This is a genomic window from Sphingopyxis sp. (assembly GCF_035686825.1).
Taxonomy (GTDB): Bacteria; Pseudomonadota; Alphaproteobacteria; order Sphingomonadales; family Sphingomonadaceae; genus Sphingopyxis.
In genome coordinates this window covers 52,791-68,747 of record NZ_DASRYZ010000007.1, presented here as the reverse complement: position 1 = coordinate 68,747, position 15,957 = coordinate 52,791, and the positions used below count along the sequence as shown (strand labels likewise).

Below are 15,957 nucleotides of genomic sequence, written 5' to 3'. Positions count from 1 at the left end.
CAAGCGATCCTCCCTGTCGCGAAGCGATGGGGAGGTGGCAGCGCGAAGCGCTGACGGAGGGGCCATGACGCAACGTCGTCGCCCCTCCACCACCGCCTGCGGCGGCGGTCCCCCTCCCCATGGCTTCGCCACAGGGAGGATCATGAAACATCCACCTTCCACCCCCAAATCGCCAGCCCGTTCAAATCCCGAACAGCTTCGCCAGCGATTTTTCGAGCATGAAATATTGCCAGATCAGCCGGCCATGGTCGCGGCGGCCCGACTGGTGCGCGGCAACGATGCGTTCGATCTCGGCCATGTCGAACCAGCCCGAGCGCGCGAGCGTCGAGGAGGTCGCGAGCCCCTTCGCCTGCTGCGCGAGCGCGCCGCGGAACCACGCCGACACGGGGGTCACGAACCCCATCTTCGGCCGATAAAGAATATCATGCGGCAGATAACGCTCCATCGCCTGTTTCATGATCGCCTTGCCCGTGCCGCGCTTGACGCGCATCGACGCGGGCAGGCTCGCGGCGAATTCAACGAGGCGATAGTCGAGCAAGGGCTCGCGCGCCTCGAGGCTGACCGCCATGCTCATCCGGTCGGTCTTGGTCAAAATGTCGCCCGGCAGCCAGATCATCAGGTCGGCATATTGCGCGCGGTCGAGCGCCTCGCGCGCGGGCGCCTCGCGCATCGCTTTCCAGTAGCGCGCTTCGGCGACATGATCGCCGAGCGCATGGTGTGCCGCATCGTTGAAAAGCCTTGCGCGCTGCGCCGGCCCGGTCACGCCGACCGCCTCGGCATAGCCTTCCGCCCCGCTTTTCGAGAGGCTGGCGAGCGTCGCGCGGGCGCGCAGCGGGCGCGGCGCCCAGTCCATCTGCGGCCAGACATGCGACAGCGGGCCGAGCAGGCCGCGGCGCAGGAAACCGGGGATCAGCCCGCGCAGCCTTTCCTCCTGATGCTGGAAGACGAGCCGGCGATAGCCCGCGAACGCCTCGTCGGCGCCGTCGCCCGACAGCGCGACCGTCACCTCTTCGCGCGCGAGTTCGCAGACGCGGTAGGTCGGCAGCGCGCTCGCATCGGCGAAGGGTTCGTCGAACATGTCGGCGATCCGGTCGACGAGCGCGAAATCGCCGGGCGAAACGGTACGCGTGCGGTGATCGGTCGCGAAACGCTCGGCGATCCGCTGCGCGTACGCCGTCTCATCGAGTGCCGCCTGGTCGAAACCGATCGTGCAGGTCTTGACCGCTTTCGCGCTCGCTTCGGCCATCAGCGCGACGACCGCGCTCGAATCGACCCCGCCCGACAGGAAGGCGCCGAGCGGCACGTCGGCGACCATGCGGTCGGTCACCGCGGCGCGCATCAGGTGGACGAGATGCTCGGCCGCCTCGCCTTCGGATGCGCGGATCCGCTTCGAAAAATCGGGCGCCCACCAGCGCGTCGGCGCCGGCACCGGCTTGCCGCGTTCGAGCATCAGATAGTGGCCTGCGGGCAGTTTCTCCACGCCCGCGACGATGCAATTGTCGTCGGGGACGTAGCCGAAGGCGAGGAAATCCTCGATCGCGGTGAGATTGGCTTCCTGACGCAGCAAGGGATTGCGCAGCAGCCCCTTCAGTTCGGACGCGAACGCCACCGAGCCGTCGGACAGGCGGACATAATGGAGCGGCTTTACCCCAAGCCGGTCGCGCGCGAGGAACAGGCACCCGCGCGCATGATCGTGGATCGCGAAGGCGAACATGCCGTTGAGCCGCGCGAGGCAATCGGGGCCCCACTGGCGCCATGCGGCGATGATGACTTCGGTGTCGCCGCTGGTGCGGAAACGATGGCCGCGATCCTCGAGTTCGGCACGCAGCTCGCGGAAGTTATAGATTTCGCCGTTATAGGTGAGCGTGACGGCTTCGTCGTCGCTCGCCATCGGCTGCGGGCTACCCTCAATATCGATGATCGACAGGCGAAGATGCGCCAGGCCGACGCCGGGCGCGGTCCACTCGCCCGACCCGTCGGGGCCGCGATGCTGCATCGGCTGGAGCATCGCGCGCAAGCGGGCCGGGTCGACCGGCTTCGCGGTTTCGAGATGATAGATGCCCGCGATGCCGCACATATGCTGCGCTCCTATCGCAGTTTCAGCGCGCGGTCAGCCATTGCTTTGACCCCACCCGACGCGGAAACGAAATCGGTGATCGCATCGAGGCCGCCGTGCCGCTCCTCGCTCGAAAGGATCAAGGACAGCGCGCGCGGGTCGCCGCCAAGCAGCCGCGCCTGCAGCTCCGCGAGTTTGGCGCGCCGGGGATCGCCCGTCACACTGCCGTCGACAACGTACCAGGTGGCCGCATCGCGCAGCACCGGGCCGGGATGGAGCAGGCGTTCGGTCTTCGCGCCTTCGACCGCGGGGAGCGCCGCGCTCCATGCCCATTTGCTGTCAGGATCGACAGCGCCCTGCCCGAAGGCAACGACCTCGCGACCTTCGGCCTGACGCTCATAACCCCCGATTGCAACGGTCACCTGCCGCCCGGCGCCGTCGACGAAATGCACGAGCCGGATCTGGTCGGCACCATCGAAGCGCGGCGACCATATCGGGCGCTCGAGAATGACCTCACTCCAGCCCGGCGGCGCGATGATCGCCATTGTCGCGGGCAGCGGCGCGCTGCGACCGCCGATCAGCGTCCCCCATCCGGCAAAGACCAGCGGAAGCGCGAGCGCGGCAGGCAGCACGCTTTTGGCCGTGCCCGCAAAGCGCGGCACGCCGCCCAGCCCGCTTACATCGACCGCGGCGTCGTTCGCTGGCCGGTCGAACCAGCGGAGCGCGACGAACATGACGAGCAGGATGACGAGACCAAAGAAAATCCAGCCGTAGAAGATATGGTCGATGCCGCCCGCCGCCTCGATCCCCCAGATTTCGGCGGCGACCATCGTGCCATAAGCGCGCAGGGCGTTGGCGAGGATCGTTGTCGCAAGCGCCGCCGCGACGAAGACGATCCGCCGCGTCCAGCTTTTGAAACAGAGATGCGCCGCGAACACCGAGTAAGCGAGCATCGCGATCAGGAAATTGACCCCCGAACATTCCTCGGCGACCTCGAAGAAACCGGCCTTCGTCGTGATGAACACGCCCTGCATCTCGGCGGCGATGCTTGAGAGGTGGAGCAAGACGACGCTGATATGCGCAGTGAAGGTCTGGAGCAGCGGCACCAGTTCCTCGCCGAAGGGCACGAGCAGCAGCGCATAGCCGAGCGGGAACAGCAATCCGCGCACGAGCTTTTCGCCGAGCGCCGCGCCGACCGCGCCCTGCAGCATCAGGACGAGCCCGAGCTGCCGGAACAGGCCGACCCCCGCCGCTTCACCGACCAGCCACACCAGCCCCGCGCCCGCCATCCAGATAAGCGCGGGCCACCAGAAGGCGGGCGTGAGTGGGCGGAGCAGCGATACGCGCTGCGACACCAGCCAGCCGATCATCGGCACCATCAGCAGGCAATGGGTGAAGGTCGAGCTATTCCACCAGATGCCCGCCATGTCGGCGGCATCGCGCCAGAATAGCGCGAGGATGACGACCGCGAGCAGGCCGAGGGCGGCAAGATGGCGCTGCCAGCGCGTCATGCGGGCAGCCCCAGCAGCTCGCCGAGCGGTGCCATGCGCGCGTCCCAGCCGTAACGCTTGATCATTTGCGCGCGCGCAGCCTGCCCCATCTTTGCGGCGACGTTGCGGTCGTCGAAAAGCGTGCAAACGGCGTCGGCCATCGCCTCCGTCCCGTCGGCGACGAGCAGATGCTCGCCCGGCACGGCGTCGATCCCCGTCGCGGCGGCGGTGCTCGCGACCACGGGACGCGCCATCGCCATCGCTTCGAGCAGCTTGTTCTGTACCCCGCGCGCGAGCAGTAGCGGCGCGACCACGGCATCGGCGGCGGCAAGCCACGGGCGCACATCGGGCACCTCGCCGGTTACGGTCACGCCGGGCAGCTTTTCGAGCGCGCGCACTTCGCCCGTCGGCGCGCGGCCGACGATCGCGAACCGCGCCGAGGCATGGCGCGCGCGGATCAGCGGCAATATGCCGGACGCGAACCAGTGCACCGCGTCGATATTGGGCCGGTAATCCATCTGGCCAGTGAAGACCGCGAGCGGCCCCTCCCCCGCCCCGACCGTTTCCAACGGGACGGCCGGATCGAAGTGCTCGGTGTCGATACCATTCCCCACCGCGCGCACCTTGTCGTCACCGAGGCCGCTTTGGCCGCGGAACAGCGCCGCCTCCGCTTCGCTGACGAACAGGCTCGTATCAGCGTGGCGCGCAACAACCGCTTCATAGGCGGCGAGCACGCGCGCCTCGCGCTTGTGCACCCAATGGAGCGGCTGGCGCCGGTCCTGTTCGGCATAGGTCGCGAATTTCGCCGAATCGACGTCGACGAAATCCATCAGCACCGGCCCGTCGAAACGGGCGGGGAGATATTGCGCCATCTGGCCCGAGAAGGCGACGATATGGCTGATGCCGCCCTGCCCGATCAGCGCGTCGATATGGCGCGCGAGCGCGGCGCTGCGGAACAAGCGGTTCGACACCGGATCGCCGGTCAGGACGGCCTGCGCCAGCGCGACCGGGCGTGACGCGTTGCGCACTTCGATCGTCAGGCTCTTGCAAAGCGGGGCCATCTTTTCGCGGGCAAGCTTGGCATCGGCTTCATTATCGGCGAGCGCCGCGAGATGCACCGGCGCGAGCTTCGCCAGCGCCTCGAACATATGCCAGCTGCGGATCCGGTCGCCGCGGTCGGGGGGCCAAGGCGCGCGGTGAACGAGGAACAGGATTTCGGGCATTAGCCGAGCCCGCGCGCGATCAGCGGCCCGATCCGGTTTGCCGCCCACAGCGGCAGCTTCTTCCAGAGGTCGACCTGGAGGCGGTATCGGGCGCTGTTCGGATTGGTATCGCGCGGCGCCTCCCCCGCCGCGAGCCAGCGCGCGTAGACGAGCGGCTGCGGCTCGAAGCCCCAATTCTTCTTATAGGCGAAGGGGCCGGTGCCGAGCTTCGAGCGGCCGAAATCGAAGCGCGTGCAGCCCCGTTCGCGCGCGTGGCGCATCAGCGCGAAATACATGAGTTCGTTAGCGCGCAGCCGCCGCGCGTCGGCAGTGCCGCCGCCCCAATAAGGCATCACGACGCCGCGCCAGTAGAGGCTGAGCACACTCGCGACGGGGCGGCCGCCTTCGCGCACGGTCAGAATATCCGCCTCGTCGCCAAAGGTGTCGAGGACGGCATCGAACAAGGCTTTCGGAAAGACGGGGGTTCCGAGGTTGCGAACGCTGGTCGCATAGATCCGGTAATGGTCGCGGCGTTCGGCGGCGTCGCTTCCCGTGGTGACGGTCAGCCCGCTTTCGAGCACCTTGCGCACCTCGGCGCGCTGCTTGCGCGGGATAGCGAGGAGCTCGGCGTCATCGTCGGCCGCGAGGTCGCGCGCGAAGCCGGCGTAGACGCCTTCCTCTTGGGCCCAGCTCTCGCCTTCGGGCTGCGCGCCGCCGCGCAGTTCGACCGACGGCACGCCGAGCGATTTCGCCATCGCCGCCGCGCCTTGCGCCAGCGTCGCGGCCACGGCGGAATCGTCGGCCAAGATGCCGCCCCCCACCGCGAAGCCGCTGCCGACGAGCGCCTGCCCGAAGAGGGGCGAGCGGATATGGTGGAGCGGCAGAATACCCGTGAGCGCGCCCGCCGCGTCGCGCGCGGTGACGAGGTGACAGCGATGCCCGGTCGCGCTGGTGATCGCCTCGCACCAGGCGCGACTGTGGAAGGGGGTCGCCTCCGGATGCGCGGCGACATAGGCGTCCCATTCGCCCGCGTCGGAAAGCGGCGCGCCCGAAAAGCCGTCCTTCGCGGCAAGCACCGTTGTGTTCACGCCGCCACGCGCCACGGCTGCGCGCGTTGCTGCTGCGCGGGAAGCAAGGCGTCGGCGCGCGTCCATTCGAAGTCGGCGAGCAGCTTCCTGAGCTTGCCAGCCATGGCCGACAAGCCGCTGTAATGGCGGATCTTCGATTTGATCGGCGCGTCGGCGACGCGCGGCTGACCGGGGTCGATTTCCCACGGGTGGAAATAGAGGATCGCGGGGTGCCCCTCTTCATTCATCCGCGCGATCGCCCAGCGCGTGAAGCCATAGGGCAGCATCCGCATGAAGCCGCCGCCGCCCGCCGCCAATGTGCGCCCCGCGACGCGCGCGGTCGTCACCGGCCATTCGACGAGGTCGCTGCCCGCCACCGGCCGCCACGCATGGCGCGGGCTTTGCGGCCAGCCATAATGGTCATGGACGACCGGCGCGACGCTCGACGAATAGGCATAGCCCTGTTCGGCGAGCACAGCATGGGCCCAGGGCGTGCGCGTATCGACCGAGAAGCTGGGCGCGCGATAGCCACGCACCGCCACGCCGCCGAGATCCTCGAGGATGGCTCGCGTCTTCTTGAGATCGGCGGCGAATTCGTCCGCCGTCATGTTGAAGACGCGCTTGTGGTCATAGCCGTGGCTGGCGAGCTCGTGCCCCGCCGCGACGATGCGCTTGATCAGCGCGGGATAGCGTTCGGCGACCCAGCCCAATGTGAAGAAGGTCCCGGTCGCGCCCGCATCGGCGAAAATGCGCAGCACCGCATCACAATTCGCCTCGACCCGGCATTCGAGCGTCGGCCAGTCGGCGCGGTCGATCGTGCGCTCAAAGGCGCCGACCTGAAACCAGTCCTCGACATCGACCGACAGGCCGTTCTGCATTTTCCCTCACCTTCATCAGCGGGATAGCCGATTTCGGCCGGCTTGTCAGGCGGCCCAGGTCCGCGACGTCGCCGGATTGGGTGCGTTTTCGGGATCGCGCTCGACCCATTCGATGAGCAGGTCGAGCACGCGGCGCAGCGCCGCATCCTGTTCGACGAGGCGCTCCTCGAGCGAGGCGACCTGCGCTTCGAGTGCCGCGAGATGTTCGGGGTCGATCGCCGGCGCGGCGGGCGGCGGCGCTTCGGGCGCTGCGGGCGCGTCCGCTTCGGCTGCGGGCGGGGTCAGCGTGATGACCTGCGCCGGTTCGGCGGGCACGGCGAAAGGCGCCGGGCCCTCGACGGCGGGTTCGGTAGCGCGCTGCGGCCATTCGGGCGTTTCGTCCGTGGCCGTCGGGGCGGCGAACGGCGCGGGGGTCGGCGCGACCGCCGTCGCGGCGGCCGCGACCACCTCTTCGACCGGCATCGGCGCGAGCGTCGATGCGTCGATGCCGCGATCGGCCTCGATCTCGGCGACGACCGAGCGGACATTCTGCGCGGTGATGCGGTTCATCTGTTCGACCGCGCCATAGAGCAAAAGCCGGCTGACGAGGACGTTGAGCTTGCGCGGCACGCCTTCGCTGTAATCGAAGATTTCCTCGAACGCGTCGGGGCTGAAGCTGGGGTTTCCGGTCCAGCCGACCTTGCCGAGGCGGTGCAGGATATAGGGTTCGACCTCCTCGGGCTCCATCGGGTCGAGGTGGTGCGTCGCGATCACGCGCTGGCGCAGCTGTTCGAGCGTCGGCGAGTGGAAGAGCGTCTGGCGGAATTCGGGCTGGCCGAGCAGGAAGATCTGCAGCAGCGAATGGCCGCCGAGCTGGAAGTTCGAGAGCATGCGCAGCTCTTCGAGCGCCGAGATGGCGAGATTCTGCCCTTCGTCGACGATCAGCAGCGTGCGCTTGCCGGCGCGCGCCTGTTCGCGCAGATATTGTTCCATCGAGCGCAGCAGTTCGGCCTTGCTCTCGCCTTCCCATTCGATGCCGAACTGTTCGGCGACAAGCCGGAGAAGGTCGTCGCCCTCGACCTGCGTCGACACCAGCTTGACCGCGGTCAGGCGATTGGGATCGATCGTGTTCATCAGATGGCCGACGAGCGTCGTCTTGCCCGCGCCGACGTCGCCGGTGATGACGATGAAGCCTTCGCCCTGCGCGAGACCATAGCCCAGATAGGACATCGCCTTGCGGTGCGTGCCGCTTTCGAAATAGAAATGCGGGTCAGGCGTCAGCTGGAACGGACGGCCGGTGAAACCATAAAATTGATCGTACATCGCGAATTCCCGTTGCCCGAAGGGTCGAACCCATCAGAAGTTGTAACGCAGTCCCACCAAAGCTGAGCCGATAAGCTGGCTGTTGAAGCCGTCCTGATCGAAGGCGTTAAGGCTGGCGGCCGCGGTCCCGGTGAGGCCGCGCCAGAAGCGGCGCGCATAAGCGGCTGACAAACCGGCCGACTGGACGTCGCTCGCACCCGGGGCGCCATTGTCGAAATAATTGACGTAGCCCGAGAGGCTGAGGTCCGAATCCATGTCGAGCTGGCGGCCCGCCGAGACGAAGAGATAGTAGCTCTCGTCCTTGATCCCGTTGAGCCCGCCGATCGGCGACAGTTGCGGCGCGAGCAGCTTGCGCTGGTCGTAACCGATGCCGACGCCATAAGCCCAACCGGAGAAGCGCGACGACAGCGTCGCCTGGACGCCGCGGCTGCGATATTGCGCCGAGGTCGCATTGCCGAGCTGGTTATTGAGGCAGCCGCCGCCCTCCTGCCCGAATACGCACGGGTTGATATTACCGCCGATCGGGTTGCGGGTCGGGTCGAACTGCGTCGGCAGCGCGGCAAGCCCGCCCGAAAGGCCGCGACCGAGGCTCGACAGCCCATCATAGACGCCGACCTGGATCGTCGTCGCATGGTCGGCGCGGTAGGCGAAGCTGCCGGTATAGATAGTATCGCCATAGCGGCGACCGACGCGGGCGGTCAGCGACGTGCGCCGGCTCGGCCGCCACATCACGCCGGCATCCCAGATCAGCCCGTCGGTGTCGAACGACAAGCGGCGAGTGGTCGATTTGTCGGTGACGAAGCGGCCGTTCGCGTCGCGCACGGGCACGCCATTGGCGTCCAGCACCGGATCGCGCTGGCCGATCTCGATATCCTCGTAACCGACGCCGCCGAGCAGCGCCACCGTCGGGCCGATGGGCACGGTGACGTCCGCGCGGGCGTATTTGCCCTCGTAACGCTGATCGAGCTGGCTCGCATCCTCGCGCTCGTAACCGCCCGACACCTGCCAGCCGAACGGCAGGTCGCCGGGACGCGCGCCGACGCTGGCCCAGGCGACATGGTTGGTTGAGCTGTCGAAAATATCCTGCGGCTGCACACCGGGCGACAGGATCGCGGGCTGGTCGATATCGACTTTGGTATAGCCGAAGCGATAGCCGGCGCCGAAGTCGAGCCCACCGATCCGCCGCGCGAGCGTCGGCCCGGCGTAGACCGAATAGAGGTTGGCGACATTGCTGGCGTCGCCGATGAACAGGCCGCTGTCGGCGCCCTGCCCGTCGGCGCGCGTGCGCGTCGCGAGCGCGCCGCCTTCGAGATTGAGGCCGCGCGCGACTTCCAGCCGTCCGCGCGCGAGGCCGCTGATGACATCGGTATCGCCCTGATCGCCCCAGCCGAATTGACGCTCGTAACGCAAGGTCGCGGCGAGTTCGGCGCGGCGCGTCACGATCGCAGCGTCGATGCCGGCCGCGACGGTTGTGTAGGTGAGCACGTCGCCGCCGTTCTTGAGATCGGCGGTCAGCACCTGCCCGACCTCGAGATAGGGGCTGACATCGACCTGGCGCTGGGAACGCTGGCGTTCGCCGCGTTCCGCCGTGCGGCCCGTTTCGGCAGCGGGCGCGCTCGAAGGCGCCTCGCCGGCGCCCGAGCCCGGATCGCCCGAAAATTGCGCCTGCGCGCCCGTCGCCGTCGCGGCGAGCAGAAGCGCCGCCAGCGCCGCGCCATGGCGCAGGATGGTCGCGGAGCGCATCACGCGCCTCCCTGCCCGTAATAGGTGCCGAAGCGGCGGCCGCCCGGCGAGAATTTCACGCCGTTGAGGAGCAGCTGGATATGCGGGCACGCGCCCATCAACCCGATCGCGTCGCGCAGCGCCGATTCGAGCGTCTCGTCGGCGCGCACGACCATGATCGTCTGACCGACGTGGCCGGCCAGCACGGCGGCGGGGGAGGCGGCGAGCACCGGCGGCGAATCGAGGATCAGGATGCGGCCCGGCGCACCCGCTTCGAGCTGCGCCAGCAGCGCTTCGGTTCGCGCCGAGGCGAGCAGCTCGGTGTCATGCATATGCTGGGTGCCGGCGGGCATGACCTTCAGCCCCGCGATGTCGGTCTGGATCAGGCAATCGCCGAGCGGCAGATGCGGATCGGCGAGCGCATCCATCAGGCCCGGGCCGTCTTCCAGACCCAGCGCGTCGAGCACGCTCGGCTTCGCGATGTCGGCGTCGATCAGCAGCACGTCGTGATCGGCCTCGACCGCGAGGCTGAGCGCGAGATTCACCGCGGAGAAGGTCTTGCCTTCGCCCGGGTTCGCCGAGGCGATCAGCACGCGGTGGCCGCGCGGCAGGATCGGACGGTTGCCTGCGCCGCCGAAATTCCGGATCAGTTCGCGCTTCACGATGCGATATTCTTCGGCGATGCCGGTAACCGGCGTGCCGGGCACGATCATGCCGTGCGAGGCGAGCCGCTCGCGGTCGATCGTCCCCTGTCGCGTCGGGACGATCGCGGGCGGAGCCTTTGCGACGTCCTTGCGCGGCGACGGCTTCGGTGCCGGGGCGGTTTCGACGGCGGGCGCGGCCTCGACGACCGGCTCGAGAATTTCGGGCTGCGGCACCTCGACCACGGGTTCGGCCGGCTTGGCCTTCGCCTTTTTCTCGGGCTCGGGCGGCAGGTTCGACACGTCGATCGTCGGCGCGTTGGCGGCGGGATCGAGCCCGAACATATCGGCGGCGCGTTCGAGGAGCGAGGGCGGGCGCTTGACTTTGCGTTGATCGTTCATGTCATCGTCCCCCGTCACGCAACCATGCCGCGCTGGATGAATTCGGCGACGAGCAGCAAGGCATAGAGCCCGACGAGCGCACCGCCGCCGCTGGCCAGCCAGACCAGCTTCTTGCGCCGCTCGACATGGCGTTCGGGCGTCACTACCTCGGTAATCGAGCCGATCACCGGCAGCCCGCTCGCGCGTTCGAGTTTCGCCGCGGTCGCATAGCTTGTCCGCACCTGTGCCAATCCGAAGGCGGCACCGATACCGCCACCGATCCCCGCAAGCAGCACGAGCGTCAGGAACAGCGGCCGGTTAGGCGCCGCGGGGCTCGTCGGCTTCGACGGCGGATCGAGCAGCTCGATCTTGACCGCGTCGGTTTCGGTTTGCACCTCGCCGCGCAGGCGTACCTGCTCGCGCTGCGCGAGAAGCTTGTCATATTGCGCCTTGAACGCGGTATATTCACCGTTGATCCGGTCATATTCGGCGGCGATGCCGGGGTTCTGGATCTGCTGCGCCGTGATCTTCGCAATGTCGCCCATGAGCTGGCTCTTGCGCGCCGACAGCGCGCTCACCGTCGCCTGGCGCTCGGCACGCATCGCGGCGAGCGAGGCATAGGCGGGGTTCTGGATGCCGCCGCCGCCGCCCGTGCCTTCGCGGTCGGCGATAGCCTTCAGCGAGGCGATCTGGCTTTTGATCGCGATCATGTCGGGGTGCGCGTCGGTCAGGCCGCGCGCGCGCATCGCCGACAACTCGTTCTGCGCGCCGGCGAGCTGCTGGCGCGCGACACCGCCGCCGACGCCGCCTCCGCCGGGGATCGACTGCGGGGTCGAAGCGAGCTGGCCGTTCGCCGCCGCGAGCTGCGCCTGCGCCGAGACGAGCTGCGAATCGATCTGACTGAGTTCGGCGCGCGCCGCATCGACGCGCTGCGCGGGCGAGCCGGCGCCGGCGGGGATCAGCCCGATATTCTGCGCCTCGAACGCCGCGCGGCGCGCCTCGACCTCGCGCAGCGCCTTTTCGCGGTCGGCGATCTGCGAATCGAGGAATTTCAGACTCTCGCGCGCGTTCATCCGGCCGCCGCGCAGCTGATCGTCGCGAACCACGGTGATCAGGCTGTCGAGCACGCCCGACGCGAGCTTCGCATTGTCCGCGTCGGAAAGGCTGCCCACCGCGATGCTCGAGGTGATTTCGAAGATATTGTCCTGCTGCGGAACGACCTTGATACTCTTTTGCAGCATCGCGACCGTGCCGGCCTTTTCGCGATCGTTGGCACCCGCCGGAAGCAGACCGGTCGTCGCCGCGACCTTTTCCATATTGCGCGCGCTGGTCAGCGTCTCGCGGATCTGGTCGATGCGCGGTCCCCGGCCGCCCTGCGCCTCGTCGGGCAGGATCTGGTTGATCTCGACGAGCAGGCGTGCGCGGCTGTCGTAGCGGTTCGGGATCGACGCGATGGCGAGCCAGCCGAGGATGCAGATGCCCCAAGCGACCGCCAGCACGAGCCAGCGGCGCGTCCAGACGCTGTGCACGGCCACCCGGAATTCGTCATAGAGGCTGTTCATCGCTCGAAATCTATCCTTGGGAGATGGGTGGGTGGCCGCCGGTCGATATCAGAACATGCTTTCGGGGATGATGATCACATCGCCCGGCTGAAGCCGCACGTTCGCTTTGATATCGCCGCGCTTGATCAGGTCATTAAGCCGCAGGGCAAATTCCTGCTGCTTCCCACTGCCCTTGTCGAAACGGACGAGTCGCGCCTTGTTCCCAGCGGCATATTCGCCCAGGCCGCCGACTGCAATCATCGCGTCGAGCACGGTCATGTTGGCGCGGAACGGAATCGAGGCGGGTTTCTCGGTCGCGCCGACGATCCGCACCTGCTGCGAGAAGGTGCTGTTGAAGCTGGTGACGATCACGCTGACGATCGGATCGGTAATATATTGGCTGAGCTGGAGCTTGATGTCCTGCTGCAGCATCGTGGGGGTTTTCCCCACCGCGGGCATGTCGGTGATCAGCGGCGTGGTGATGCGACCGTCGGGGCGCACCTGGACCTTGCCGCCGAGTTCGGGATTGCGCCACACGAAGATCTGGAGCTCGTCGAGCGGGCCGATGATATATTCCTCGCCCGGCCCTTCCTGGTTCGCGACGAAATTCGCGCTGGGAAGCTGCGGCGCGTTGCCGGCGCCCATGCACGCCGTCAGCGCGGTCGCGGCGATGCCCGAGACGAGCGCGGCGCGCGCGATGCGGAGCGAGGGAAACGAAGCCATAATCATCAACCTTTCGAGCCGCCGGGGGAGCCGCGGTCCGGAACTTAAGCGGCGACAGCCATATCGTCAGCGTTCGTCCTTGCTCGAAAAGGGTGAACATAATGTTAGTATTGACATAAGTCTGGACCGCGAGCGCATCAAACTGTCCCGATTGGGAACAGTTCGCGCAGCATCAGACGAGCATTTCGCGCGCCGGCCCCTGCCCCAGAAACGCCGCCGGGCTCGCGCTCGCGCCATAGGCGCCCGCCTGAAAGATCGCGATCAGGTCGCCGACCTCGGCGCGTGGCAAAGCGACCTGATCGCCAAGCCGGTCGAGCGGGGTGCAAAGGCAACCGACGACCGACACGGTTTCGGCGGGCTCGCGGCCGAAGGCATTGGCGAGGGCGATCGGATAGTTGCGCCGGATCACCGTGCCGAAATTGCCGCTCGCGGCGAGCTGGTGGTGGAGGCCGCCATCGGTGACGAGAAAGGTCTCGCCGTGGCTGGTCTTGCGATCGACGACGCGCGTCAGATAGACCCCCGCCTCGGCGACGAGCCAGCGGCCGAGTTCCATCGCGAAACGGCTGTCCGCGAGGATCGGGTCGCGCGCACGCAGCGTTTCGCCTAGCGCCTGCCCGACCGCCACCGCATCGACCGCCGTATCGCCGGGAAAATAGGGCACCCCCATGCCGCCCCCGATATTGACGAGCGGCGGCGTCGCGCCGATTTCATCCGCCAGCCGCGCGGCGAGCGCGACGGTCTGCGCCTGCGTCTCGGCGATCGCGGCGGCGCCCAGCGCCTGCGATCCCGCGAAAATATGGAAACCCCGCCAGTCGGCGCCGACTTCGATCAGGCGGCGGACGAGCGCGGGAGCCTCGGCGGCATCGACCCCGAAGGGCTTGGCGCCGCCGCCCATCTTCATCCCCGACCCCTTGAGGTCGAAATCGGGATTGACGCGCACCGCGAGGCTCGGCGTCACGCCGAGATGGTCGGCGATCGACAGCGCGCGCGCCGCCTCGCCTGCCGATTCGAGGTTGAGCGTCGCGCCCGTACTGATCGCCGCCTCGAGCTCGCGGTCGCGCTTGCCGGGACCGGCGAAGCTGATGTCCGCCGCCGCCATCCCGCTCGCCAGGGCCGCCTTGAGCTCACCGCCCGATGCCACGTCGAAGCCATCGACGAGCCCTGCCATGAAGGCGAGCAGCGGCGCATAGGGGTTCGCCTTCATCGCGTAGTGAAGCTGCACCTCGGCGGGCATCGCGGCGCGCCATTCCGCAACGCGTGCGGCGAGCATCGCGCTGTCATAGACGAAGAGCGGCGTGTCGCCCGCGACGTCGGCGAGCGCCGCGGCGCGGTCGCCGCCGATCAGCAGCATGCCGCCCGCATCGGCGACGAAACCGGGCGGGATCGGGCCATGCGGCTTCATACCACTTCCTCCTGTGTCCAGCCCGCGGCGATGGCGACGCGATCGAGCTTGCCGTTCGGGTTGCGCGGGAGTTCATCCCGCCATTCGACGGTCTGCGGCTGCATGAAATTGGGGAGGTTCTGGCGAAGCCAAGCCGCGAGCCCCTCTTCGTCGGCGGCGGCGCCCCTGCCGCGCACGATCAGGACGATCGCGGCGCCGAGCCGCGCGTCGGGCACCCCGAAGGCGACGGCTTCATAGATCAGCCCCGACGCGACCGCGACATCCTCGACCTCGGTCGGGCTGACGCGGTTGCCCGCAGTCTTGATCATCGCATCGTCGCGGCCGACAAAATAGAGGAGTCCCGACGCGTCGCGGCGGACGGTATCGCCCGACCAGACCGCGGTGCCGCCATAGCGCGACGCGGCGGGCGCGGGCTTGAACCGCTGCGCGGTGCGCTCGGCATCCCGCCAATAGCCCTGCGCCACCAGCGGCCCCGTGTGGACGAGTTCGCCCGGCTCGTCGTCGGCGGTGACGCTGCCGTCGGGGCGGCAGACGAGAATTTCGGCGTGCGGGATCGCGCGGCCCATCGAGGTCGGATGGTCGGCGACCAGCGCGGGGTCCAGATACGTCGAACGGAAAGCCTCGGTCAGCCCATACATCGGGTAGATGTCGGCGCCCGGGAAGGTCCGGCGCATCGCGTCGATCAGCGACGGCGTCAGCGCCCCACCGCTGTTGGTCAGACGTTTGAGCAGGCCCGCCGTGTCGGCGGGCCATTCAGTCTCGACGAGCTGCACCCAGAGCGGCGGCACTCCGGCGAGCGTCGTTATCCCGTGCCGCGCGACCGCCTTCACGACGTCACGCGCGGTGAGATAGTCGAGCGGTGCGACCGCCGCGCCCGCATACCAGCTCGAAAGCAACTGATTCTGCCCATAGTCGAAACTGAGCGGCAGCACGCCGAGCACCCGGTCGTCGGGAGACAGCTTGAGGTAGGAGGCGACGCTTTCGGCGCCGAGCCAGAGATTGGCATGGCTCAGCATCACGCCCTTCGGCCGCCCGGTCGAACCGCTGGTATAGAGGATGGCGGCAAGGTCGCCTGGCTCGGCGATCGACGGCGGTAGTCCCTGCCCGCCCGAATCGATTACCTCTTCGGCGATCTTCAGATCCTGCAGCGCGCAGTCTTCGGGACGTCCATCACCCAGCATGTCGGCGCGCGAGCCATTGGTGACGAGCAGCTTCGCTCCGCTGTCGGCAAGGATATGGGCGACCTGCGGCCCCTTGAGCAGCGGATTGACCGGCACATGGATCAGCCCCGCACGCGCCGCGGCGAGCGGCATCAGGCAGGCCGTCCTTGTCTTCGCGCTCCAGCTCGCAACGCGCTCGCCGGGTCCGCCCGCCTGTTCGAGCAGCCACGCGGCGAGCCGGCCGACCCCGGCGTCGAGTTCGGCGAAGGTCGTGACCTTGTCGCCGATCAGCAGCGCAGCCGCATTCGCCGCGCCGCGAAGGGCGAGATGGTCGATCGGATACGAAGGCGGGTTTTCGGCTTTGGTCATCGGCTGTTAGGAGTGAGGTGATA

The 15,957-nt window shown here is 68.0% G+C and carries 12 protein-coding genes; all 12 read right to left on the bottom strand.

The annotated features are described in order from the left end of the window. Positions 1 to 181: 181 nt before the first annotated feature. Positions 182 to 2,077, bottom strand: coding sequence for an XrtA/PEP-CTERM system amidotransferase (locus VFG17_RS18250; protein WP_325030804.1), 1,896 nt, complete (start codon positions 2,075 to 2,077; stop codon positions 182 to 184). 11 nt (positions 2,078 to 2,088) lie between these two features. Beyond that, on the bottom strand, positions 2,089 to 3,567 hold the full coding sequence (gene xrtA, locus VFG17_RS18245) for an exosortase A (RefSeq protein ID WP_325030803.1): 1,479 nt from the start codon (positions 3,565 to 3,567) through the stop codon (positions 2,089 to 2,091). Next, on the bottom strand, positions 3,564 to 4,769 hold the full coding sequence (locus VFG17_RS18240; protein WP_325030802.1) for a TIGR03087 family PEP-CTERM/XrtA system glycosyltransferase: 1,206 nt from the start codon (positions 4,767 to 4,769) through the stop codon (positions 3,564 to 3,566). Before VFG17_RS18240 ends, xrtA begins: the two co-directional genes overlap by 4 nt. Further along, entirely contained in the window at positions 4,769 to 5,836 is a 1,068-nt protein-coding gene (locus VFG17_RS18235) for a FemAB family XrtA/PEP-CTERM system-associated protein (RefSeq protein ID WP_414712971.1), read from the bottom strand. Before VFG17_RS18235 ends, VFG17_RS18240 begins: the two co-directional genes overlap by 1 nt. Next, positions 5,833 to 6,693 carry an XrtA system polysaccharide deacetylase gene (locus VFG17_RS18230; protein ID WP_325030801.1) on the bottom strand — a complete coding sequence of 287 codons (861 nt, stop codon included), beginning with the start codon at positions 6,691 to 6,693 and terminating at the stop codon, positions 5,833 to 5,835. The genes VFG17_RS18235 and VFG17_RS18230 overlap by 4 nt, the downstream gene beginning before the upstream one ends. A gap of 45 nt (positions 6,694 to 6,738) precedes the next feature. Next, the gene (locus VFG17_RS18225; protein ID WP_325030800.1) at positions 6,739 to 7,995 is read right to left on the bottom strand and encodes an XrtA/PEP-CTERM system-associated ATPase; all 1,257 of its coding nucleotides are present in this window, start codon (positions 7,993 to 7,995) and stop codon (positions 6,739 to 6,741) included. Positions 7,996 to 8,028: 33 nt separating this feature from the next. Continuing rightward, a complete protein-coding gene (locus tag VFG17_RS18220; RefSeq protein WP_325030799.1) occupies positions 8,029 to 9,738 on the bottom strand; it encodes a hypothetical protein in 1,710 nt (569 codons plus the stop codon). After that, entirely contained in the window at positions 9,738 to 10,760 is a 1,023-nt protein-coding gene (locus VFG17_RS18215; protein WP_325030798.1) for a P-loop NTPase, read from the bottom strand. Before VFG17_RS18215 ends, VFG17_RS18220 begins: the two co-directional genes overlap by 1 nt. A 14-nt stretch (positions 10,761 to 10,774) precedes the next feature. Then, positions 10,775 to 12,301 carry an XrtA system polysaccharide chain length determinant gene (locus tag VFG17_RS18210; protein ID WP_325030797.1) on the bottom strand — a complete coding sequence of 509 codons (1,527 nt, stop codon included), beginning with the start codon at positions 12,299 to 12,301 and terminating at the stop codon, positions 10,775 to 10,777. A 48-nt stretch (positions 12,302 to 12,349) separates the two neighbouring features. After that, a complete protein-coding gene (locus VFG17_RS18205; RefSeq protein ID WP_325030796.1) occupies positions 12,350 to 13,003 on the bottom strand; it encodes an XrtA/PEP-CTERM system exopolysaccharide export protein in 654 nt (217 codons plus the stop codon). Between the two features lie 172 nt (positions 13,004 to 13,175). After that, positions 13,176 to 14,405 (bottom strand): pyridoxal-dependent decarboxylase, exosortase A system-associated, encoded by a 1,230-nt coding sequence (locus tag VFG17_RS18200; protein WP_325030795.1) that lies wholly within the window; start codon positions 14,403 to 14,405, stop codon positions 13,176 to 13,178. Then, positions 14,402 to 15,934 carry an acyl-CoA ligase (AMP-forming), exosortase A system-associated gene (locus VFG17_RS18195; protein WP_325030794.1) on the bottom strand — a complete coding sequence of 511 codons (1,533 nt, stop codon included), beginning with the start codon at positions 15,932 to 15,934 and terminating at the stop codon, positions 14,402 to 14,404. Before VFG17_RS18195 ends, VFG17_RS18200 begins: the two co-directional genes overlap by 4 nt. Positions 15,935 to 15,957 lie beyond the last annotated feature (23 nt).

What these genes read in the sequence shown, in the direction of transcription:
- VFG17_RS18250 (WP_325030804.1), bottom strand. Translation starts at nt 2,077, where the DNA reads ATGTGCGGCATCGCGGGCATCTATCATCTCGAAACCGCGAAGCCGGTC.
- xrtA (WP_325030803.1), bottom strand. Translation starts at nt 3,567, where the DNA reads ATGACGCGCTGGCAGCGCCATCTTGCCGCCCTCGGCCTGCTCGCGGTC.
- VFG17_RS18240 (WP_325030802.1), bottom strand. Translation starts at nt 4,769, where the DNA reads ATGCCCGAAATCCTGTTCCTCGTTCACCGCGCGCCTTGGCCCCCCGAC.
- VFG17_RS18230 (WP_325030801.1), bottom strand. Translation starts at nt 6,693, where the DNA reads ATGCAGAACGGCCTGTCGGTCGATGTCGAGGACTGGTTTCAGGTCGGC.
- VFG17_RS18225 (WP_325030800.1), bottom strand. Translation starts at nt 7,995, where the DNA reads ATGTACGATCAATTTTATGGTTTCACCGGCCGTCCGTTCCAGCTGACG.
- VFG17_RS18220 (WP_325030799.1), bottom strand. Translation starts at nt 9,738, where the DNA reads ATGCGCTCCGCGACCATCCTGCGCCATGGCGCGGCGCTGGCGGCGCTT.
- VFG17_RS18215 (WP_325030798.1), bottom strand. Translation starts at nt 10,760, where the DNA reads ATGAACGATCAACGCAAAGTCAAGCGCCCGCCCTCGCTCCTCGAACGC.
- VFG17_RS18210 (WP_325030797.1), bottom strand. Translation starts at nt 12,301, where the DNA reads ATGAACAGCCTCTATGACGAATTCCGGGTGGCCGTGCACAGCGTCTGG.
- VFG17_RS18205 (WP_325030796.1), bottom strand. Translation starts at nt 13,003, where the DNA reads ATGGCTTCGTTTCCCTCGCTCCGCATCGCGCGCGCCGCGCTCGTCTCG.
- VFG17_RS18200 (WP_325030795.1), bottom strand. Translation starts at nt 14,405, where the DNA reads ATGAAGCCGCATGGCCCGATCCCGCCCGGTTTCGTCGCCGATGCGGGC.
- VFG17_RS18195 (WP_325030794.1), bottom strand. Translation starts at nt 15,934, where the DNA reads ATGACCAAAGCCGAAAACCCGCCTTCGTATCCGATCGACCATCTCGCC.